Consider the following 20,780-nt stretch of genomic DNA (forward strand, 5'->3'; position numbering starts at 1 on the left):
ATACGGCCATGAAAATCGCCATGCTGGCTCGCAATGCCAACCTTTATTCGCACAAGCGGCTGGTCGAGGCGGCCGAGGCGCGCGGGCACACGCTCGACATCCTCAACACCACGCGCTGCACCGTGAATATCGCCAGTCACCGCCCGACGCTGAGCTACAACGGCGAGACGGTGAAGGGGTACGAGGCGGTGATCCCGCGCATCGGCGCGTCGATCACGAATTACGGCCTCGCCATCCTGCGCCAGTTCGAGATGGGCGGCGTGTGGCCGCTCAACGAAAGCGTCGCCATCGGGCGCAGCCGCGACAAGCTGCGCTCCATGCAGATCCTCGCCAAATACGGTCTCGGCCTGCCGCTGACGGCCTACGCCAACGATCCCAAGCAGGCGGAGGAGATTATCAAGGCGGTCAACGGGCCGCCGGTGGTGATCAAGCTGCTGGAAGGCACGCAGGGCATCGGCGTGGTCCTTGCCGAAACCATGAGTAGCGCGAAGTCGGTTATCGAGGCTTTCCGCGGCGCCAACGTGAACATCCTGGTGCAGGAATTCATCAAGGAAGCCGGCGGCACGGACATCCGCGCGCTCGTCGTCGGCGGCAAGGTCGTTGCGGCGATGAAGCGTACCGGTGCGGCGGACGATTTCCGCAGCAACCTGCACCGCGGCGGCAGCGCGCAGCTGATCAAGATCACGCCGGAAGAACGCTCCACCGCCGTACGCGCGGCCAAGCACATGGGCCTCAACGTTTGCGGCGTCGACATGCTGCGATCGAACCACGGTCCGGTCATCATGGAAGTGAACAGCTCGCCCGGCCTAGAAGGAATAGAGAAAGCGTCCGGCAAGGACGTGGCCGGCATGATCATTGACTATATCGAAAAGAGCGCAAAGACCGGCAAGACGAAGACGAAGGGGAAGGGGTAGGCGTTACTCCTCGCGTCGGACCATCGCCAGCACGATGGTGCCGACATCCTGGCGGCCCTGCCGCGTTTCCACCGGCACCACCGTGTCGCTGGTCCACAGCAGCGTGCCGGCGCGCGAGCGGATCTCCGCGCGCACGGCGAGGCTCGCCCTGGCGGTAAGCGCACTGTCGGGCAGGTCGAGCGTGAAGGCGAAGGGCACGTTCTCGCCGGTCAGGTCATAGCGTTTCTCGTCAATCACCGTCGCCGGCGCATCGGCGCGCGCGGTATCGAGCAGGCGCACCGTCGCAGTGCTGCCGGGCAGCAGGCTGATGCGCTGGTAATAGGTGATCTGGCCGGTCACCGGAGAGGTCTTCGCCGCGACATCGTAGCCGGGCGGCGGGCCCGGATTGGGCACGATGGCGCAGGCTCCAAGCGATTGGGCGAGGGCAAGGGCGGCAAGGAGGGCGGCTTTCTTCATGGATCGCAGCCTAGCGTGCGCCAGATGAACGGCAGCCGTAATGGCTCCTTCATATAATATTCGCCCCGTCACATTCGGCCTTCATGGCTTGGCTCCGGCAAGGGGAGGAGCCTTCCATGACCGAATCGAATATTCCCACGAAAATCGCCGCCATCGAGGGCGGGGCAACGCAGTGGCCCGGCCAGCGCAGGAAATCTCTCGGCCCTTCTGGCGCACCGAGACGGCATTTCCGCACGATCTACATCTCCGACGTGCATCTTGGTACACGCGGATGCAACGACCGGTTGCTGATCGACTTCCTGGACCATTGTGACAGCGAATATCTCTACCTTGTGGGCGACATGATCGACGGCTGGCGGATGAAGAAGCGCTTCTACTGGCCGGAACGGCACAATGCGATCCTGCGCCGGATCATGAAGCGGGCGAAGCGCGGCACGAAGGTGATCTACGTCCCCGGCAATCACGACGAAATGTTCCGCCAGTTCAGCGGGATGGATTTTGGAGGGGTCAAGATCGCCCGTGCGGCCACGCACACCACGGCTGACGGGCGCGAACTCCTCGTCCTGCACGGCGACGAGTTCGATGCGGTGGTGATGGGCAAGCGCTGGCTCGCCTTTGCCGGCGATGCCGCCTACACTTTCCTGCTCAGGCTCAACGTGGTGATCAATGCGGTCCGGCGGAGGCTCGGCCTGCCCTATTGGTCGCTCTCGGCCCATGCGAAGCACAAGGTCAAGAATGCGGTCGCCTTCATCTCCCACTTCGAGGAGACGGTCGCCACCGCGGCCCGCAAGCGCAAGGTCGACGGGGTTGTCTGCGGCCATATCCACACCGCCGAAACCCGCGATTTCGAAGGTATCTCCTATTATAACGATGGCGACTGGGTGGAGAGCTGCACTGCACTGGTCGAGCATCACGATGGCGCCATGGAAGTGCTCCACTGGCCGACCGAGGTCGCGCAGCGCGAACAAATGCTTGCCGACCGGCAGGATGCCGCCTGATGCACATCTGCATCGTGACAGATGCGTGGCAGCCGCAGGTCAACGGCGTGGTCCGCACGCTGGAGATGACCCGCGCGGAGCTGGTGAAGCGTGGGCACGAGGTCACTGTGATCGGGCCGGACCGGTTTCGGTCGATCCCTTGTCCGACTTATCCCGAAATCCGCCTCGCGCTGGCAGGCCAGAGGACCGTGGCGCAGCACATCGAGGCTGCCGCACCGCACGCGTTGCATATCGCCACCGAGGGGCCTCTCGGCTGGGCGGCGCGCAAGTGGGCGATGCGGCGAGGGGCGAGTTTTACCACCGCCTATCACACGCAGTTCCCCGATTACGTCGCCAAGCGAACCGGCCTGCCCAAGGCAGCGTTGTGGCGCTTCATCGCGCGCTTTCACCAGCCGGCTGCGGCGACGCTGGCCGCCACCGATACGCTGGCCGCCGAGCTGGCCGATCACGGCATCGGGCCGACCATGCCGTGGGGCCGAGGAGTCGATCCTCAACTTTTTCGCACGGAAGGGCCGTGCGATACAGACATCCTCTACTTGCCTGGGCCGCGCCTGCTTTATGTCGGCCGCGTCGCGGTGGAGAAGAACCTTCGCGCCTTCCTCGACTGCCCGCATCCCGGCACGAAGTTCATCGTCGGCGACGGGCCGCAGCGGGCCGCGCTCGAGGCGGCTTATCCCGGCGTCCATTTCCTCGGCACCAGGAAAGGTGAGGCACTGGCGGCTTGCTACCGCGCCGCTGATGCCTTCGTCTTTCCGAGCCGCACCGACACATTCGGCCTCGTGATGATCGAGGCGCTGGCCTGCGGGGTCCCGGTGGCTGCTTTTCCGGTGCCGGGCCCCATCGACATCGTGACCCCGCAAGTCGGCGCGCTGGACGAGGATCTGGCGGTGGCGATCGCGGTGGCGCTCACCCGCTCGCGCGATGCCTGTGCCCTGTATGGCGGCGGCTTTACCTGGCAGCGCGCGACCGACCAGTTCGAAAGCGCGCTGCACCCGGTCGCGGCGCCAGCGCTTACCTGAACGGCGGCTCGTTGAAAGCGCGCAGCTTGCGGCTGTGCAGGCTCTCGCTTTCGCGCTTCAGCAGTTCGCAGGTGCGGATGCCGATCTGCAGGTGGGCGCCGATCGCTTCCTCGTAGAACTCGTTCGCCTGTCCCGGCAGCTTGATCTCGCCGTGGAGCGGCTTGTCCGACACGCACAGCAGCGTGCCGTAGGGGACGCGGAAGCGATAGCCCTGGGCGGCGATGGTCGCGCTTTCCATGTCGATCCCGACCGCGCGGCTCTGCGATAGGCGCAACGCGCTGTCGGAATACCGCAGTTCCCAGTTGCGATCGTCGGTGGTGACGACGGTGCCGGTGCGCAGGCGCTCCTTAAGGTCCGCCCCGGTGCGGCCCGAAATGTCGCCCGATGCCTCGGCCAGCGCTTGCTGGACCTCGGCAATCGCGGGGATCGGGATTTCGGGCGGCAGGACGCCGTCGAGCACATGGTCGTCGCGCAAATAGGCGTGGGCCAGCACGTAGTCGCCGATCTTCTGCGTCGGGCGCAGGCCGCCGCAGTGGCCGATCATCAGCCATGCCTCCGGCCGGAGCACGGCGAGATGGTCGCAGATCGTCTTGGCATTGGAGGGGCCCACGCCGATGTTGACCAGCGTGATCCCGGCGCGGTTCGGGGCCATCAGGTGATAAGCAGGCATCTGGTGGCGGCGCCACGCCGTGTCGGACAGCGAATCGCGTTCGTGCCCGTCGCCCTGTTCGAGGTACATCCCGCCCGCGCCGGACAGGGCGGTGAAGTCCCCCTTGCCCAGTTGCGCACCGGCCCAGTCGACGAATTCGTCAACATAGCGGTGGTAATTCGTGAACAGGATGAAGCGCTGGAAATGCTCCGGCGCGGTGCCGGTGTAATGGGCGAGGCGCGCCAGGCTGAAGTCGGTGCGCAGCCCGTCGAACAGCGACAGCGGGATTGACCGGTCCGGATCGTCGAGCACGATTCCGTCGGCCAGTTCGTCGCCGATTTCTGCAAGATCGGTGGCGGGGAATATCTCGGCCAGCTCGGTCGGGCGGATGCCCTTCATCCGCGCCCCGGCATCGCCATCGAGCACGTAGGGGAAGGGGATTTCCTGCCGGCTGCGCACCACTTCGCAGCGCACGTCGTATCGTTCGCCGATGATCTTCAGCTGGCTGGTGAGATAGTCGGCGAACAGGCGCGGCTTGGTGATTGTGGTGGCATAAGTGCCGGGCATGTTGAGCCGCCCAAAACTGCGCGATCGTGCCTCGCCGCGCTTGGTGCCGGAATAATGTAGCCGCAGTTCGGGATAGGCATAGCTGCCGTCGGTGCGCCTGGTGGGGGAGGGCACGGTGCCCTTTTCCGCATAGGTAATGATATCGTGGCGCAGGCGTTCGACCGCCTCGTCATAGAGGCGGACCAGGTCTTCGATAATGTTCTTGGGGTCGTCCATCGCGGGCGGATAGCGCGTTCGGCTGACGGTGCAAAGCAAAACCCCCGCCGGTGAGGGCGGGGGTCTCGTTTGCCGCAAGGGCGATGGGCGAAGCCTCAGGCCTGGTCGGCGTTGTCGGCGTTGTCCGGGTCGGTTGCCTCGATCTTGGCTTCCGTCACGGTCATGTCGTCCGGCGTACTGACGCCGTCTTCGAGCATGTCGGACGGGATTTCGCCCGGCTCCAGCGTCGGATCGATGGCGTTGGCCTGAGCCATTTCCTCGATCTCGGCCTGCTCTTCTTCGAAAGCCTGGGCAAGGATGTCGACGCCCTGGCTCTGCAGTTCGGCCTCGTCGTCGCTGCGGGCGACGTTGGCCTTGATCGTGACGCTGACTTCCGGGTGGAGGTCGATGCGCACGTCGTGCATGCCGATGGTCTTGATGGGGTTGCCCATGATGACCTGCTTCTTGTCGATATCGTGACCCTTTTCGGCCAGGCCCGTCACGATGTCGCGGACGTTGACCGAACCGTAGAGCTGGCCGGAGTTCGACGAAGCGCGGATCAGGACGATTTCCTCGCCATCGACCTTTTCACCGGCCTTTTCGGCTTCGGTGCGGCGTTCGGCGTTTTCCTTTTCCAGACGCTCGCGGTTGGCCTCGAAGACCTTCCGGTTGGCATCGTTGGCGCGCAGCGCCTTCTTGTTCGGAAGCAGGAAGTTGCGCGCGTAGCCGTCTTTCACGGTGACGACGTCACCGATCGTGCCGAGCTTTTCGATGCGCTGCAGGAGGATGATTTCCATGGTTCTTCCCCCTTACTTCACGATGTAGGGAAGCAGGCCGATGTGGCGGGCACGCTTGATAGCCTGGCCCAGCTCACGCTGCTTCTTTGCCGAAACGGCGGTGATACGCGACGGAACGATCTTGCCACGCTCGGACATGAAGCCCTGCAGCAGGCGCACGTCCTTGTAGTCGATCTTCGGCGCGTTCTTGCCCGAGAACGGGCAGGATTTGCGGCGGCGGAAAAACGGGCGGGCCATCAGTTACGCTCCTCGCGGTCGCGGCGCTTCTTGCTGTCGCGTTCGTTCTTGCGCATCATCACGCTGGGGCCTTCTTCCGGCTCGTCGACGCGGATGGTCATGTAGCGGATGATGTCTTCGTTGAGACGGTTCTGGCGTTCCAGTTCCTCGACCACGCCGGTCGGACCGTCGATGTTCAGCAGCACGAAGTGCGCCTTGCGGTTGCGGTCGATCTTGTAGGCCAGGCTCTTGAGACCCCAGGTCTCGGTCTTGGTGACCTTGCCGTCGAGCTTCTCGACGGTTTCGGTCGCGCTCGCGGCCAGGGTATCCACCTGAGACTGGCTCAGGTCCTGGCGTGCGAGAAACACGTGCTCGTAATACGGCACAGCGCGTTCCTTTCACTTCTAATGCCGATCGCTGGCTGATCCGCGGGATTGCGGGGCCCCTCCGGCTTTCTTGGCTTTCCGCGCCTTCCGGCGGGAAGCGGCGCACATAGCGGTTGCGGCGGAAAAGGCAAGCGGGGAAAGTCTCAGCCCGGCCCCCTTGCAACGATCCCGCGTCCCGCGCATTGGAGCCGCACAGCATAAGGGGATAAGCACATGCCGGGTGGTCTGGTCGCACTTCTGGACGACGTCGCAGTCATTGCCAAGGCCACAGCGGCATCGGTGGACGACATCACCGTCGCCGCCAGCCGCGCGGGCGCGAAGACCGCAGGCGTGGTGATCGACGATGCCGCAGTGACGCCCAGCTACGTCACCGGCCTGTCCCCGGCGCGCGAATTGCCGATCATCTGGAACATCACGAAGGGCAGCTTCAAGAACAAGCTGCTGATCCTGCTGCCCGGCGCCATCCTGCTGAGCGAATTCCTGCCGCAGGCGATCATCTTCTTCCTGATGATGGGCGGGCTTTACCTGTCCTATGAGGGCGCGGAAAAAGTGCTGGAAAAGCTGGGCGGGGAAAAGCACGGCGAAACCCTGGAGGATCCGATCAAGGATCCGGTTGAATTCGAGAAGCAGCGCGTCGCCGGGGCCATTCGCACCGACCTTATCCTTTCGGCGGAGATCATGGCGATCACGCTCAACGAGATCGACCTCGACCAGTGGTGGACGCGCGCGCTTGCTCTTGCGCTGGTTGCTATCATCGTCACGATCGCGGTGTACGGGACTGTCGCGCTGATCGTGAAGCTGGACGATATCGGCCTGCATCTTGCCGAGAAACGGTCGCAGTTCGCGCAGCGTTTCGGGCGCGGGCTGGTGGCCTTCGTGCCGAAGTTGCTCACTGCGCTCAGCTTCATCGGGACCATCGCGATGCTGTGGGTCGGCGGAGGCATCCTGGTCCACGGTACCCACGAGCTTGGCCTGCACGGCCTCTACGACGCCGCGCACGGCCTGGAATATGCAGTGACGTCCACCACCGGCGCGTTGGGCGGGGTGCTCGGCTGGGCGACCTATGCCGCCGCGTCGGCGGTTGTAGCGCTGGTCGTCGGCGCGGTGATCGTTTTCGTGCTGCACAAGGTCTTCAAGATGGGCCACGGCCCGGGCGAGGCCGAGGCGCACTGATCCTTAAGCCAGGCGCGCCAGCAGCTCTACGGCGAAGGTGCTCAGCGTGTCGTCGCGCGCGCCCATCACGACCACGTGATCGCCTGCGTGCGCCTCGCCGGCGATGAAGTCCGCCACTTCCTTTCGCGTGGAGATGTATTTGGCGTGTCCGCCTGCCTGTTCGATCAGGTTCACGATCCGCTCGCTGCCTTCGCTGCGGTCCACGGTGCCGCCGTAATAGACCGGGTCGCACAGGATCGCGATGTCCTCCGGCCCCAGTTCGCGGGCGAATGTTTCGGCGAGTTCGTGGCCCATCTGGCGCAATGGGCCGTAGCCATGCGGTTGAAAGAATGCGATGACGCGGCCTTCGCTCGCTTTCAGCGTGCGCAGCGTGGCGGCGCATTTTTCGGGGTTGTGGCCGAAATCGTCGATCACGGTGATGCCAGAAGGCGACGTACCGACGATGTCGAAGCGCCGGGCAAGGCCCTGGAACTCCGCCAGCGCAGCGACCGCATCGGCCACCGGGATATCGGCGGCATTGGCCGCGGCAATGGCGGCCAGCGCGTTCGAGAGATTGTGCCGCCCGGGCATGGCGAGGCGCAGCGCGTGCTCGCTGCCGTCGCGGCGGTCGACCACCGTGGCGCCCTGCGCGGTCGCCTCCATTGAATGGCTGCCCTCCGCGATGCCGAGCGCGGCGCAGCTGTTGTCGATCCCGAAGGTAAGCGGCGCATTGGCCCGTGCCACGAGGCGAAAGGCCTCTTCATCGTCGGCATTTACCACCCCGCGCGGGGCCTTGGCGAGAAAATCGCCGAACAGGTCGCGCAATTCCTCCATGCTCTTGTGGTCGAGGCTGACGTTCAGCAGCACGGCGACGTCGGGCCGGTAGAGGGCGATGGACCCGTCGCTTTCGTCCACTTCGCTGACATAGGCATCGCCGCTGCCGACGACGGCGCTGGCGAAAGGACGGTCGTCGCTGCGGAAGTTCTTCATCACCGCGCCGTTCATGATCGTCGGCTCGCGCCCGGCGTGATGCATGATCCAGCCAAGCATTCCCGTCACGGTAGACTTGCCGCTGGTGCCGGCGATCCCGATGCCCGTGCCTGCGTCGTTGAACAGCGCCGCGTTCAACTGCGCGCGGGTCATGCGCGGACAGCCGAGCTCCTTGGCGCGAACGACTTCGGGCACGGTGACCTCCACCGCCGCGCTCGCCACCAACACCTGTTCCTCGCTCGTCACGCCGCTGCCGTCCTGCGGGAAAAGGGCGAAACCCTGCGCTTCCAGCGCGGCGAATTTCTCGGGCGTGCGACCCTGGTCGAAACTGCGGTCGCTGCCGGCCACTTCCGCGCCGCGACCCTTCAGGATCTGCGCCAGCGGCAGCATCCCCGATCCGCCGATGCCGCAGAAGAAGAAGGGGCGTTTCAACAGGTGGGAAGGCGTATCGGTCATGGCGCGGTCGCTATGCGGTTGTCGGCTGCACTGCAAGCGGTCTAGACCATGCGCCATGACCCGCATCGCCATCTGCGCACCCGCCACGCCGATCACCCGCGACCATGCCGCCGCGCTGGAGCGGCTGGTGGCCGAGGAATATCCCCGCCACTCGGTCCGCTTTCACGAGCAGTGCTTCTTAGAGCACGGCCATTTCGCCGGCACCGACCTGCAGCGGCTGGAAGGCTTGCTCGACTGCGCCAACGATCCCGCCATCGACGCCGTGTGGTTCGCGAAAGGGGGCTACGGTTCCAACCGCATCGCGCAGAACGCCGTCGCGATGATGGATGAAAGCGCGCGGGCAAAGACCTTCGTCGGCTTTTCCGACATGGGATACCTGCTTGCAGGGCTCTACCGCGCGGGCATCGGCCAGCCGGTTCACGGCTCCATGCCCGTCAGCGTCACCAGCACGCGCGGCATCGACGCGGTGCGCCGGGTGCTCGACTGGTTCGGCGGGGATCCTGCGGGGCTCGAACCCTCGCTCGACGGCAAGACCCCGGCGGCCGCCTTCAACCTCATCACGCTCGCCATGCTCACCGGCACGCCGATGATGCCGGACCTGGACGATCACGTGCTGATGGTGGAGGAGGTGAGCGAGCATCTCTACTCGATCGATCGCCTGTTCTTCAACCTGTCGAACACCCTGCCGCGACTTGCGGGCCTGCGGCTCGGCAGCGTGACTGCGGTGCCGGAAAACGACCGCTATTTCGGGCAGGAGCCGGAAGAGATCGCCGAATTCTGGTGTAAGCGCGCCGGCATTCCCTACCTCGGCCGGGCGGAAATCGGGCACACCGCCGCCAACAGGATCGTGCCCTTCGGCCTTGCCAGCCCCGCCGCCGCTTCCTAGGCGCGCGGCACCAGATCAGGAGAGACCATGAGAGCGTTCCTATTCCCGGGGCAGGGCAGCCAGAAAGTCGGCATGGGCCGCGAACTTGCCGAGGGCAGCGCCACCGCGCGCGAGGTGTTCGGCGAAGTGGACGAGGCGCTGAGCGAGAATCTCGCCCGCCTGATGTTCGAAGGCCCGGAAGACGAACTGACGCTGACCGCCAATGCGCAGCCCGCCATCATGGCCCACTCGCTCGCCGTGGTCCGCGTACTGGAGAAGGACTTCGGCGTGAAGCTGGCCGACAAGGGCAATTGCGTCGCGGGCCATTCACTGGGCGAATATAGCGCGATCTGCGCCACCGGCGGCTTCGCGCTGGAAGAGGCGGCGAAGCTGCTGCGCCTGCGCGGCACTGCGATGCAGGATGCGGTGCCCGTGGGCGAAGGCGCGATGTGCGCGTTGCTCGGCGCGGATCTCGACAAGGCGGAGGCACTGGCGAAGGCCGCTGCCGAGGGCGACGTCTGCGAAGTCGCCAACGACAACGATCCGGGCCAGGTCGTGCTGTCCGGCCACGCGAGCGCGATCGACCGCGCCATCGCCCTGGCGAAGGACCACGGCGTAAAGCGCGGTATCAAGCTGCCGGTCAGCGCGCCGTTCCATTCCAGCCTGATGCAGCCCGCCGCAGACGCAATGGCCGGCGCGCTGGAGCGCACCCCGCCGCGCGCGCTCAGCCTCCCGCTTTATGCGAATGTCACGGCCGGCATCGAAAGCGACCCGCCCCGCATCCGCCACCTGCTGGTGGAACAGGTCACCGGCCGCGTGCGCTGGCGCGAAAGCGTGCTCGCGATGCACGATGCGGGCGTGGGCGATTTCGTCGAACTTGGCGGCAAGGTGCTCGGCCCGATGGTCGGCCGTACGGCCGGCGAGGCGAAAACCACCAGCGTGGTGACGATGGACGACATCGAGGCGCTGGCGAAGGAGATCGGATGATGTTTTCACTCGAAGGTATGACCGCACTTGTGACCGGGGCCAGCGGCGGGATCGGCTCGGCCATCGCGAAGTCGCTGGCGCAGCAGGGCGCGCGGCTGGCGCTGTCGGGCTCGAACGGCCAGAAGCTGCGGGTCTTCCGCGAACAGCTTATGGACGAGGTCGGCGGCGACCATGTCGAGATCACCTGCGACCTCTCCAGCCCCGAAAGCGTCGAGGAACTGGTGCCCGCCACCATCGACACGCTCGGCAAGATCGACATCCTGGTGAACAACGCCGGCATCACGCGCGACAATCTCGCCATGCGGATGAAGGATGAGGAATGGGACCAGGTGATGCAGGTCAACCTCGAGGCCGCATTCCGCCTGATGCGCGCCGCTGCGCGCCCGATGATGAAGGCGAAATTCGGCCGCATGATCTCGATCACCAGCGTGGTCGGTTCCACCGGCAATCCCGGCCAGATGAATTACGCTGCCGCCAAGGCCGGCATTGTCGGCATGTCGAAGAGCCTGGGGCAGGAGCTCGCCAGCCGCGGCATCACCGTCAACTGCGTCGCTCCCGGCTTCATCCGTACCGCGATGACCGACGTGCTGCCCGATGCCCAGAAGGACGCGCTCAACGCGAAGATCCCGATGGGGCGGATGGGCGAGGGCGATGATATCGGCGCTGCCGTGGCCTATCTCGCCAGCCGCGAGGCCGGCTACATGACCGGCCAGACGCTGCACGTGAACGGCGGCATGGCGATGCTGGGATAGGATAGAGGGCCCCAAGGGGCAAAAAGGGGGGCACGGAATCGCGCCCTATCCCCGTCTTTTCCCCAGCATAAGGGCCGCTGGGCCTCCGCTGCCTTGCCGCAGGGGCGCTTCACGCTAAGGATATTGCCGATATTTCCGGCGCTCACGGGCGATTCCGGCCATCGGTCGGCAAATCGGCGCAAGGGGCGCGCAACAGGGAACGAGTAAGGACCGATGAAGGCCACAATCGAACGCGCCACGCTGCTTCGCTGTCTCTCCCACGTGCAATCGGTGGTGGAGCGGCGCAACACCATCCCGATCCTGTCGAACGTGCTGATCGAAGCGGCCGAAGGCGGCGCGCTGAAAGTCATGGCGACCGACCTCGACTTGCAGGTGATCGAAAGCCTGCAGGCCGTCTCGGTCGAGGATCCGGGCGCGATCACCGTTTCCGCCCATCTGCTGTTCGACATCGCCCGCAAGCTGCCGGAAGGCAGCCAGGTCAGCCTGGAAACGGCGGAAAACCGCATGGCGATCAAGGCCGGGCGCAGCCGCTTCAGCCTGCCGACCCTGCCGCGCGACGATTTCCCGGTGATCGTGGAAGGCGACCTGCCGACCAGTTTCAGCCTGCCCGCAGCGCAGCTGGCCGAAATCATCGACCGCACGCGTTTTGCGATCTCCACCGAAGAGACGCGCTATTACCTCAACGGCATCTTCTTCCACGTGACGGACGACGACAAGCCGGTGCTGAAGGCCGCGGCGACCGACGGCCACCGCCTCGCCCGCTTCACCCTGCCGCGCCCTGACGGGGCGGAGGGCATGCCCGACGTTATCGTGCCGCGCAAAGCCGTGGCCGAGCTACGCAAGCTGCTCGAAGAAGCGCTCGACGGGGACGTGAAGATCGACCTGTCCGCCAGCAAGGTGCGCTTCACCCTGGGCGGCGGCAAGAGCGAGTCCGGCGGTGGCGTGGTGCTGACCAGCAAGCTGATCGACGGGACCTTCCCCGATTACAGCCGTGTGATCCCGACCGGCAACGACAAGCTGCTGAAGGTCGATCCCAAGTCGCTGTTCGCCGGCGTCGACCGCGTGGCGACCATCGCCACGGAGAAGACCCGCGCGGTGAAGATGGGCCTGGAAGGCGACAAGGTCGTGCTGTCGGTCACCAGCCCCGACAACGGCACCGCGACCGAGGAAGTCAGCGCCGACTACGGCTCCGACGGGTTCGAGATCGGCTTCAACGCGACCTATCTCAAGGACATCCTCAGCCAGATCGACAGCGACACGGTGGAAATGCACCTGGCCGATCCCAGCGCGCCGACGTTGATCCGCAAGGACGACAAGAGCCCGGCGCTCTACGTTCTGATGCCGATGCGCGTCTAGCGAGCGTCCGAGGGGCGGCTGGCAATCCAACGGGCCGCGCGCTAGGTCTCTCCGGACCTTGCAGGAGAGACCGATGAGCAAGGCCGTCCACGTATCCCGTACCGATATTTCTTCGGCCGAGGTCGTCGGGATCGAGGACCTGCCACTGCCCGATGGCGCGGTGCGGCTGGAGGTCGAGAGCTTCTCCGTCACCGCCAACAACATCACCTACGCCGTGGCGGGCGAGATGATGGGGTACTGGAATTTCTTTCCCGCCGCCGACGGCAAGGGTGTGGTGCCGATGTGGGGCCACGCGAAAGTCATCGAAAGCAACCATCCCGACATCGCGGAGGGGGAGAGGGTCTACGGCTACCTTCCGATGGCCGAACAGCTTGTCGTGTTGCCGGGCAGGGTGACGCCTGGCGGGTTTGTCGACACGATCGCGCACCGCCAGCCGATGGCGGCCATCTACAACCAGTATTCGCGCCTTGCCGCCGACCCCGAACACGATCCCGCGCGCGAGAACGAGCGGATGATCTTCGGGCCGCTGTTCAAGACCGGCTACCTGATCGAAACGATGTTCCGCGGCGACGACTGGTTCGGGGCGGAGGCGATGGTGCTGACCAGCGCGTCTTCCAAGACCGCGATGGCGCTGGCCAGCGTTGCGAAAGAGAAATCGCCGCAGGTGAAGCGCGTCGGGCTGACGTCTGCCGGCAATGTCGCGTTCGTGCGCGCAAGCGGGCTTTACGACGAGGTCATGGCTTACGGTGCCGTGGGCGATCTGGCGCAGGTGCCGAGTGTCTCGGTCGATTTCGCAGGCAATTCCAAGCTGCTGCGGGCCATTCATGAGACTCTGGGCGATAATCTGAGATACAGCTGCCTGGTCGGTGCGACGCACGTCGGGGAGCGTACCGGCGATGCGAAGGACATGCCGGGCCCGGACCCGATCCTGTTCTTCGCACCGACCTATGCGGTGGCCGCGATCAAGGCGATGGGCGCAGAGGCGTTCGGGCAGGATATCGCCGCCAGCTGGCGTACGTTCCTGGGGGCGGTGGCGGACACAGTCGCAATCGAGACGCGCAACGGGATCGGGGCTGCGCGCGACACCTATGTCGCGATGGTCGGCGGCGACATCGATCCCGCGAAGGGGATCGTCGTCAAACCCTGAGGCAGCGCAGTCAGGCCGCTTTCGCCGTGTCCGTTTCCGTCGGCGAGAGGAAGCCGCGAATTTCGGCGATACTCTCGTCCGCGTGAGTCAGCAGGAACAGGTGCCCGCCGCCCTCGACCACTTTCAGCGTTGCGTTGCGAATCATCGCCTTGAGGATCTTGCCGTTGACGAGCGGGACGATCTGGTCGTCCGAACCCATCATGATCAGCGTTTCCTTGGCCATGAACGGCAGGGCCGGCAGGCTCGTCCACCCCAGCATCGCGATCAGCTGGTAGAGATAGCCGCGCGGGCTGGGCGGCTTCAGCCGGCCGATGTGCTTCTTCTTGTCTTCCGGATTGTCGATCTGCCCGCCGTAGAGCGTGGCGAAATGTTCGTTCATGAACTTCGCGTCGGTATAGCGGCGAGGATCGGCCATCTTGGTGAAGGCCGCCGGGTTGCCCGGCACCATCGCCATGCCCGGCGTGGTGGCGATCAGCACAAGCTTGCGCGTGCGCAGCGGGTGCTGGAGCGCGAAGTGCTGCGCCATCGCGCCGCCCCAGCTAATCCCCATGACGTCGACCGTCTCCAGCCCGAAGCGATCGAGCAATTGCGCGGCGATCCAGCTCATCACGAAGGGGTTGTACGGAACGACCGGATCGGGGCTCTCGCCCGTGCCCGGCATGTCGAACATGATGAAGCCGCGGTCGGTCATCTGCTCGGCCAGGGGGGACACCGCCTCGATATTTGCGCCGATGCCGTTGAAGAACAGGATGGGCGGGAAATCGGAAGGCTCGTCAAGCCGCCAGCGCGCGACGCGCAAGGTGCGCCCGCCAACGTTTTCCATGCTCATTCCGCAAGTCAGGTCGGTGCCTGACGCCTTATTTGTTCGGGCCAAGGGGCACCTTTCGATAGCAATCTGTTACTGACATCAGTGTCAGCGTTCCTCGACGACGTAAAGCCCCGGGGCCGCTTCCATCGGGGGATGGTTTGCGCTGCCGACCTGCTTGGGCGCAGGAATCTTGTCGCCTGAGCGCGCCTGGACCCACTCCATCCAGAACGGCCACCAGCTGCCGGCCACTTCTTCGGTGCCTTTCAGCCATTCCTCGGCCGTGGCGGGCAGTTTGCCCTTCTTTTTCTGGACGAAATACTTTGCCTTCGGATTGCCCGGAGGGTTCAGGATCGCCTGCATGTGGCCCGACTGGCTGAGCACGTAAGTCACGTCTTTCGAGCCGAATAGCTGGGTCGAGCGGTAGGTCGCCCGCCACGGGGTGATGTGGTCGGTCACGCCGCCCAGGATGAAGAGGTCGCTGGTGACTTTCGACAAGTCGATCTTGTGGTCGACCATCTCCACCTCGCCCTTTTTCGTGAAGGCGAGCGTTTCGAAGATCGTCAGGAAATCGCCCATCAGGCTGGAGGACAGGTTGGTCGCATCCGCATTCCAGAAGAGCACGTCGAATGCGGGCGGATCGTCGCCCAGCAGGTAATTGTTGATGACGTAGTTCCAGATGAGGTCGTTCGGGCGCAGCCAGGCGAAACCGCGGGCCAGGTCGTCGCCCTTGATCACCCCGGCCTTGTTGGCGCGGCGGCGGGCGAGGGCGAGGCCGTTTTCGCTGATCAGCGAGCCTGCCTCGATATCGTTCTGCTTGGGATGCAGCACGCACACCATCAACGTAAGGCTGCCGAGCAGGTCGTCCTTGTCGGCGGTCATCTTGCTCGCCAGCATGGCCGCGGTCTGCCCGCCGGAACAGCCGGCCGAGACGTTGACCTTGTCGCTTTCGGTAATTTCGGCGACGGTTTCCATGGCGAGGCGGCAGGACGCGACATAATCCGCCATGTCCCAGTTGCCCTGTTCCTTCGATGGATTGCGCCAGGAAATCACGAAGGTCTGGATGCCGTTGTCGACCTGGTATTTGATGACCGACTTATCGGGCGACAGGTCATTGATGTACATCTTGTTGATCTGCGGCGGGATGGTCAGCTGCGGGACCGCGTGGACCTCGTCGGTGGTGGGCGCGTATTGCACCAGCTCCATCATCTCGGTCCGCAGCACGACGTTGCCCTTGGACGTGGCGATGTTCTCACCCAGCTTGAACGGGCGCTTGTCGACCTGGCTGACCATGCCCTTATTCTGGGTGAGGTCGGTGTAGGCGTTCTTGAGCCCCTTGATGATCGACATGCCGCCGGAATCGATCAGGCGCTTCTGCGCCGTGGGATTGCCGATAAGCGTGTTGGTGGGCGCGATGGAATCGATGATGATCGTGGAGATGAATTTGGCCCGGTCGCGCTCCAGCTCGTCGAGTTCAAGCTCCTCCAGCCACTCGCTCATGCCCTTCTGCACGGCGAGGTAATATTGCGCGCCGGCCCGCATGAACGGGTTGTACTGCCATGCCGGGTCCTTGAAGCGCTTGTCGCGCGGATCGGGCTGCAGCTCCGACTTGCCGATCATGATCTTCATCATTTCGCTGCCCATCGCGGTCGAATGGCGCATCAGGCGGGCAGGGTCGGAAGCGGTCTCTCGAAGCAGCACGGCAACGGCGCCGAATATGTCTTCCCGCGTCAACCCGATCAGCGGGCCGAGGGCGGTGGTGGATTGTGCTGCTTCGTTTTCGAGCTCGCTCATGTAGGATCCTCTCTCTTGTCGTTCTTGGCTGCCGGGCTTTCGTTACGAACCCTTGGCGGCGATCATCTGTTCGATGGCGATGAATTTCTCCCTCGGAGAACCCTCGCGGGCGGCGCTATGTTCCGCCTCCTCGATTTTCTTCCAATCCTGGAATGTGACGATGTCGAGCCCGCGGTCTGCAGCCAGCTTGTCGAACCCCTCGCGCCCGCGCTTTCCCTGCCGGCCCAGCTTGCCGCTTTCCATGTCGGCAGCGATCAATTCGACAAGGCCGAAGCCGTCCGGGCGGTTGGTGCCGATGGTGCCGGTCGGCCCGCGCCGTGCCCAGCCCACGCAATAGAGCCCGTCCAGGATGCGGCCTTCGTCGTTGGCGAAACGGCCCATCCGCTCATCGAACGGAACGCCTTCGATCGGCGCCGTGCGATAGCCGATGCAGGTGACGACGAGGCTTGCCGGGATGCGATAGGTTTCGCCGGTGCCCTGGGCGCGGCCCTTGACCACCTCGGTCCGCTCGACCTCGACCGCTTCCACCCGCCCGTCGCCGAGCAATGCCACGGGGCTGGCGAAGAAATCGAATTCGATGGCGATGCGTTTTTCGCCGTGGATCGCGCGGCGGATCGCCGCAAAGCTGCGCAGGTGGGCGACCGACTTCCGCAGCCCCGGTTCGAGGATTGCATCTTCCGCCTCGTCCGGCAGGTCGGCGGTTTCGACCTGCGGGCTGGCCTGTTCCAGCTCCATCAGCTCGCCCAGCTCCTTCGGCGTCATGGATATCTGGTGCGGCCCGCGGCGGCCCAGGATCACGATCCGCTCGATGGGCGATGCGGTCAGCGCGTCGAGAGCATGGTTGACGATGTCGCTGCCGGCGAATTCGTCGCGCGTCTTCGACAGGATACGCACCACATCCAGCGCCACGTTGCCCATGCCGATGACCACGGCGGTACGTCCGGAAAGGTCTGGCGCCAAGTCGGCGAATTGCGGATGGCCGTTATACCAGCCGACGAATTCGGCCGAACCATAGACATTGCCGAGGTCGTTGCCAGGAACCGCAAGTTCACGATCCCGCGGCGCGCCGGTCGCAAGCACAATCGCGTCGTAGAACTGCTGCAATTCGGCAATCGTCACATCCTCGCCGATGGCGACATTGCCGACGAAGCGGACATTGTCGGTCAGCGCGGTCTTCTCGTAGCGGCGGGAAACGCCCTTGATGGACTGGTGGTCGGGCGCGACGCCGAAGCGGATCAGGCCGTAAGGCACGGGCAGGCGGTCGAAAATGTCGATCCTGACATCATCGCCCCACAGCTTCTGCGCGGCTTCCGCCGTGTAGTAACCTGCCGGGCCCGAACCGATGATCGCGATGTGCCGCATGCCCGTCTCCCCAGGGGCTGAATGCCTGTTCCGGCACCGTGCCCGCGCGTACCGGCAAATTCAAGCGTCGGTGCGGAAGTGGTGGTTTTGCCCTTCAGGAAAGGCACGGCGAACGGACATCGTGAAGGCACCGTTTACGCTTTTTCAAAGCCATTCTGGCACCGCGTGCCTGATGAGTGGGGCATTGCCACAAAAAAGCACGTCGCAACCTGCGGCCGAGCCGGCAACGCCGGATCGGGACGACGCGCGCCGTGGCAGTGTCCATCGCCTGCAGATGCCCGAAGCGGAGCAGGCGAGGCAGGAAGCGAAGCCGGCGCAGCCGAACCGGCGTGCGGGGGGACGCGTCGTCCTGCCGCAGCGTTCGCGCGTCCTTGTCGGCTCCTGGAAATGGATGACGCCGACGCTGGTCGCCGCATCGGTGCTGGCGGCGGCAACGTCGCTGTCCATCCCGCCGTTGCTTGCTATCCCGCTGCTGCTGGCCGCGATCGGCCTGCCTTACCTGACGCCGCGGCTCGACCCGCCTGTCATCAAGGGCACTGCAGCGCTGCAACGCCAGTTCGTGATGATCGGCGGACTCGTGGTCGCACCGATGATTGCCTTTTCGGCGGCGATCCTGCTGTGGCTTTCGCAAGGCGGGCTTGCATGGACGTCGGGGCTCAGCGCGCTTGTCGGCGCCAGCACGGTGGGATCGGCGTTCCTGTATCGCAGGCTCAACGCGATGTTTTCCGCCCAGATCGGAGTATGGGCGATGCCGGCCCTGTTCTATGGCGGACTGATCGGGCTGGGCGGCATGTTCGTCCTTTGCATGACCGCGTTCGTCATCATCCGCCGCGAAAGCGAGCTCCAGTCGCAGCTCGACAAGAAGCTGCAGCGCGAGGAACGTGATCGCAAGCGCGCCGAACACATCCTGCGGGATTACGAGGAAACAGGGCAGGGCTGGTTCTGGGAAACCGACAGGCGCGGCCAGCTGACCTATGTGTCCCGCCCCGTCGCGGAGGCACTCGGCTACACGCAGGAAACGATGGTCGGCCGCCCGCTCAACGACCTGTTCGACCTCGCCGACCGGGACGACGAGAGCGAGCGCACGCTTACCTTTCACATTTCCGCCCGCTCGCCGTTCAGCGAACTGGCGGTGCGATCCGCCATTCGCGACGAGGAGCGCTGGTGGTCGGTCACCGGGCGTCCGCTTTATGACACGTTCGACAATTTCGTGGGCTTTCGCGGCGCCGGCACCGACCTCACCGAAAAGCGCCGCAGCCAGGAGAAGGCGACCCGCCTCGCGCGCTACGACAGTCTTACGGGGCTCGCGAACCGTTTCCTGATGTCGCAGACGCTGGAGAAGATCCTCGGCGCGCCGCAGGAACTCAACCGCACTTGCGCGGTGTTCCTGCTCGACCTCGACCGGTTCAAGCAGGTCAACGATACGCTCGGCCACCCGGTCGGCGACGAATTGCTCAAGCAGGTGTCGGTGCGGCTCGAAGGCGTGGTCGGGGAGCACGGACAGGTCGGGCGCCTCGGCGGCGACGAGTTCCAGGTCATCCTGCCGGGGACGCACAAGCGCGAGGAGCTGGGCGAGCTTGCCCACCGGATCATCTCTTCGCTTTCCCAGCCATATGGGATCGAGGACCACCGCGTTGTCATCGGCGCGTCGGTCGGTGTTGCGATCGCGCCTGACGACGGGGTGACGAGCGAGGCGATCATCCGCAACGCCGACCTTGCGCTCTACGCTGCGAAGGACGGCGGGCGCGGACGCTTCCATTTCTACGCCAACGACCTCCATTCCGAGGCGGAAGCGCGGCGCGAACTGGAACAGGACCTGCGTGATGCGGTGACCCATGGCCAGCTCGAATTGTTTTACCAGCCGGTCGTGTCCGCTGCCGACGAGGAAATCGTCGGTTTCGAGGCACTGCTGCGCTGGAACCACCATGTCAAAGGCTGGATGCAACCGCAGAAATTCGTCGAGATCGCGGAGGATTGCGGCCTGATCGAACAGATCGGTGAATGGGCACTGCGCACCGCATGCCACGAATTGTCGACCTGGCCGGAAAACGTGCGCTGCGCCGTCAACGTCTCGCCGCTGCAGTTCGCCAACCCCAATTTCCCCACCGTGGTTACCAATGCCGTGGCGCAGGCGGGCATCGACCCGTCGCGACTGGAGCTGGAAATTACCGAAAGCGTATTCCTGACCGACGATTCCAATACCGACCAGATGTTCGCCGCCCTGAAGCGGGTCGGCGTCCGGTTGGCGCTCGACGATTTCGGGACGGGCTATTCCTCGCTCGGCTATCTGAAGAAGGCGCCGTTCGACAAGATCAAGATCGACCAGAGCTTCGTGCGCGGCGCGACGGAGACCGGCAGCCGCAACGGCGCGATTATCACCTCGATCACTAGCCTGGCGCAGGCGCTGGACATGGATACGACGGCCGAGGGCGTGGAAACGCTCGACGAACTCGATCTCATCCGCATGCTCGGCTGCAGCCACATCCAGGGCTATATCTACGACAAGCCGCTATCGCGCGACGTGGTGATGAAGCGGCTGCAGGCTGGGCTCAAGGCCACCGCGAGCGGTCCGCGTTCGGCCCGTGCCGCGCGCCAGAAGATGTTGCGCAAGGTGGAGCTTTCCCACGGGGCGACCAAATATCGCGGCACGATCCGCAACATCTCCGTCACCGGGGCGATGATCGAGGGACTATGGAACGTGCCCGACAACACGGTCTTCGACCTGCAGATTTCGGAAACCGTCTCGCTCAAGGTGACCAGCCGCTGGTGCTATGAAGGGCGAATGGGCGTGCAATTCGACCGACCGCTGGAACGCGATTTCAACGGCAATATCAAGGTTATCGCGGATGCCACGCCGGCCGCGCGCAAATCCTTGCTCAGGGATGCGGGCTGATGGGGTCGTTAGTAAAAAAGAAAC

Annotated in this window: 19 protein-coding genes; 10 read left to right on the forward strand and 9 right to left on the reverse strand. The window is 64.7% G+C overall.

Annotated features, from left to right (window positions below):
- Positions 1-8 precede the first annotated feature (8 nt).
- Complete coding sequence (gene rimK, locus QQW98_RS10560; protein ID WP_290134904.1) at positions 9-914, forward strand: 30S ribosomal protein S6--L-glutamate ligase; 906 nt, start codon at positions 9-11, stop codon at positions 912-914.
- Between the two features lie 3 nt (positions 915-917).
- Here the strand turns inward: rimK and QQW98_RS10565 are convergent, their stop codons facing one another.
- Entirely contained in the window at positions 918-1,370 is a 453-nt protein-coding gene (locus QQW98_RS10565) for a YbaY family lipoprotein (protein WP_290134905.1), read from the reverse strand.
- A 116-nt stretch (positions 1,371-1,486) separates the two neighbouring features.
- Between QQW98_RS10565 and QQW98_RS10570 the strand changes: the two genes are divergently transcribed.
- Together QQW98_RS10570 and QQW98_RS10575 are read left to right on the forward strand one after the other, a co-directional pair.
- Entirely contained in the window at positions 1,487-2,368 is an 882-nt protein-coding gene (locus QQW98_RS10570; RefSeq protein WP_290134906.1) for a UDP-2,3-diacylglucosamine diphosphatase, read from the forward strand.
- A complete protein-coding gene (locus QQW98_RS10575; protein WP_290134907.1) occupies positions 2,368-3,387 on the forward strand; it encodes a glycosyltransferase family 4 protein in 1,020 nt (339 codons plus the stop codon). The genes QQW98_RS10570 and QQW98_RS10575 overlap by 1 nt, the downstream gene beginning before the upstream one ends.
- On the opposite strand, the gene QQW98_RS10580 is transcribed toward QQW98_RS10575, so the two are convergent.
- The 4 genes from QQW98_RS10580 to rpsF all read right to left on the reverse strand — a co-directional run bounded on the left by QQW98_RS10580 (position 3,380) and on the right by rpsF (position 6,197).
- Positions 3,380-4,819, reverse strand: coding sequence for an AMP nucleosidase (locus QQW98_RS10580; protein WP_290134908.1), 1,440 nt, complete (start codon positions 4,817-4,819; stop codon positions 3,380-3,382). The genes QQW98_RS10575 and QQW98_RS10580 overlap by 8 nt on opposite strands.
- Positions 4,820-4,914: 95 nt before the next feature.
- Positions 4,915-5,595: a 50S ribosomal protein L9 gene (gene rplI, locus QQW98_RS10585; RefSeq protein WP_290134909.1), complete on the reverse strand. Its 681-nt coding sequence runs from the start codon at positions 5,593-5,595 to the stop codon at positions 4,915-4,917.
- A gap of 12 nt (positions 5,596-5,607) precedes the next feature.
- Positions 5,608-5,832, reverse strand: coding sequence for a 30S ribosomal protein S18 (gene rpsR, locus QQW98_RS10590; RefSeq protein WP_169492015.1), 225 nt, complete (start codon positions 5,830-5,832; stop codon positions 5,608-5,610).
- Positions 5,832-6,197 carry a 30S ribosomal protein S6 gene (rpsF, locus tag QQW98_RS10595; RefSeq protein ID WP_290134910.1) on the reverse strand — a complete coding sequence of 122 codons (366 nt, stop codon included), beginning with the start codon at positions 6,195-6,197 and terminating at the stop codon, positions 5,832-5,834. The genes rpsR and rpsF overlap by 1 nt, the downstream gene beginning before the upstream one ends.
- A gap of 213 nt (positions 6,198-6,410) precedes the next feature.
- On the opposite strand from rpsF, the gene QQW98_RS10600 reads away from it, so the two are divergent.
- Positions 6,411-7,370 carry a DUF808 domain-containing protein gene (locus tag QQW98_RS10600; protein ID WP_290134911.1) on the forward strand — a complete coding sequence of 320 codons (960 nt, stop codon included), beginning with the start codon at positions 6,411-6,413 and terminating at the stop codon, positions 7,368-7,370.
- Between the two features lie 3 nt (positions 7,371-7,373).
- On the opposite strand, the gene QQW98_RS10605 is transcribed toward QQW98_RS10600, so the two are convergent.
- Positions 7,374-8,795 carry a glutamate ligase domain-containing protein gene (locus tag QQW98_RS10605; RefSeq protein WP_290134912.1) on the reverse strand — a complete coding sequence of 474 codons (1,422 nt, stop codon included), beginning with the start codon at positions 8,793-8,795 and terminating at the stop codon, positions 7,374-7,376.
- A 55-nt stretch (positions 8,796-8,850) separates the two neighbouring features.
- On the opposite strand from QQW98_RS10605, the gene QQW98_RS10610 reads away from it, so the two are divergent.
- The 5 genes from QQW98_RS10610 to QQW98_RS10630 all read left to right on the forward strand — a co-directional run bounded on the left by QQW98_RS10610 (position 8,851) and on the right by QQW98_RS10630 (position 13,902).
- Positions 8,851-9,681 (forward strand): LD-carboxypeptidase, encoded by an 831-nt coding sequence (locus QQW98_RS10610; protein ID WP_290134913.1) that lies wholly within the window; start codon positions 8,851-8,853, stop codon positions 9,679-9,681.
- Between the two features lie 27 nt (positions 9,682-9,708).
- Entirely contained in the window at positions 9,709-10,647 is a 939-nt protein-coding gene (fabD, locus tag QQW98_RS10615; protein WP_290134914.1) for an ACP S-malonyltransferase, read from the forward strand.
- Positions 10,647-11,399: a 3-oxoacyl-[acyl-carrier-protein] reductase gene (gene fabG / locus QQW98_RS10620; protein ID WP_290136925.1), complete on the forward strand. Its 753-nt coding sequence runs from the start codon at positions 10,647-10,649 to the stop codon at positions 11,397-11,399. The genes fabD and fabG overlap by 1 nt, the downstream gene beginning before the upstream one ends.
- A 213-nt stretch (positions 11,400-11,612) precedes the next feature.
- On the forward strand, positions 11,613-12,755 hold the full coding sequence (gene dnaN, locus QQW98_RS10625; RefSeq protein WP_290134915.1) for a DNA polymerase III subunit beta: 1,143 nt from the start codon (positions 11,613-11,615) through the stop codon (positions 12,753-12,755).
- Between the two features lie 73 nt (positions 12,756-12,828).
- Positions 12,829-13,902 (forward strand): DUF2855 family protein, encoded by a 1,074-nt coding sequence (locus tag QQW98_RS10630; RefSeq protein ID WP_290134916.1) that lies wholly within the window; start codon positions 12,829-12,831, stop codon positions 13,900-13,902.
- 10 nt (positions 13,903-13,912) lie between these two features.
- Here the strand turns inward: QQW98_RS10630 and QQW98_RS10635 are convergent, their stop codons facing one another.
- From QQW98_RS10635 to QQW98_RS10645, 3 genes are all read right to left on the reverse strand, one after another.
- Positions 13,913-14,725: an alpha/beta fold hydrolase gene (locus QQW98_RS10635; RefSeq protein WP_290136926.1), complete on the reverse strand. Its 813-nt coding sequence runs from the start codon at positions 14,723-14,725 to the stop codon at positions 13,913-13,915.
- Positions 14,726-14,815: 90 nt separating this feature from the next.
- The gene (locus QQW98_RS10640) at positions 14,816-16,501 is read right to left on the reverse strand and encodes a PHA/PHB synthase family protein (protein ID WP_290134917.1); all 1,686 of its coding nucleotides are present in this window, start codon (positions 16,499-16,501) and stop codon (positions 14,816-14,818) included.
- 42 nt (positions 16,502-16,543) lie between these two features.
- A complete protein-coding gene (locus QQW98_RS10645; RefSeq protein WP_290134918.1) occupies positions 16,544-17,863 on the reverse strand; it encodes an FAD-dependent oxidoreductase in 1,320 nt (439 codons plus the stop codon).
- A gap of 184 nt (positions 17,864-18,047) precedes the next feature.
- On the opposite strand from QQW98_RS10645, the gene QQW98_RS10650 reads away from it, so the two are divergent.
- Positions 18,048-20,756, forward strand: coding sequence for an EAL domain-containing protein (locus QQW98_RS10650; protein ID WP_290134919.1), 2,709 nt, complete (start codon positions 18,048-18,050; stop codon positions 20,754-20,756).
- Positions 20,757-20,780: the final 24 nt, after the last annotated feature.

The sequence above is a fragment of the Alteriqipengyuania flavescens genome, assembly GCF_030406725.1.
GTDB classification, from domain to species: domain Bacteria; phylum Pseudomonadota; class Alphaproteobacteria; order Sphingomonadales; family Sphingomonadaceae; genus Alteriqipengyuania_B; species Alteriqipengyuania_B flavescens.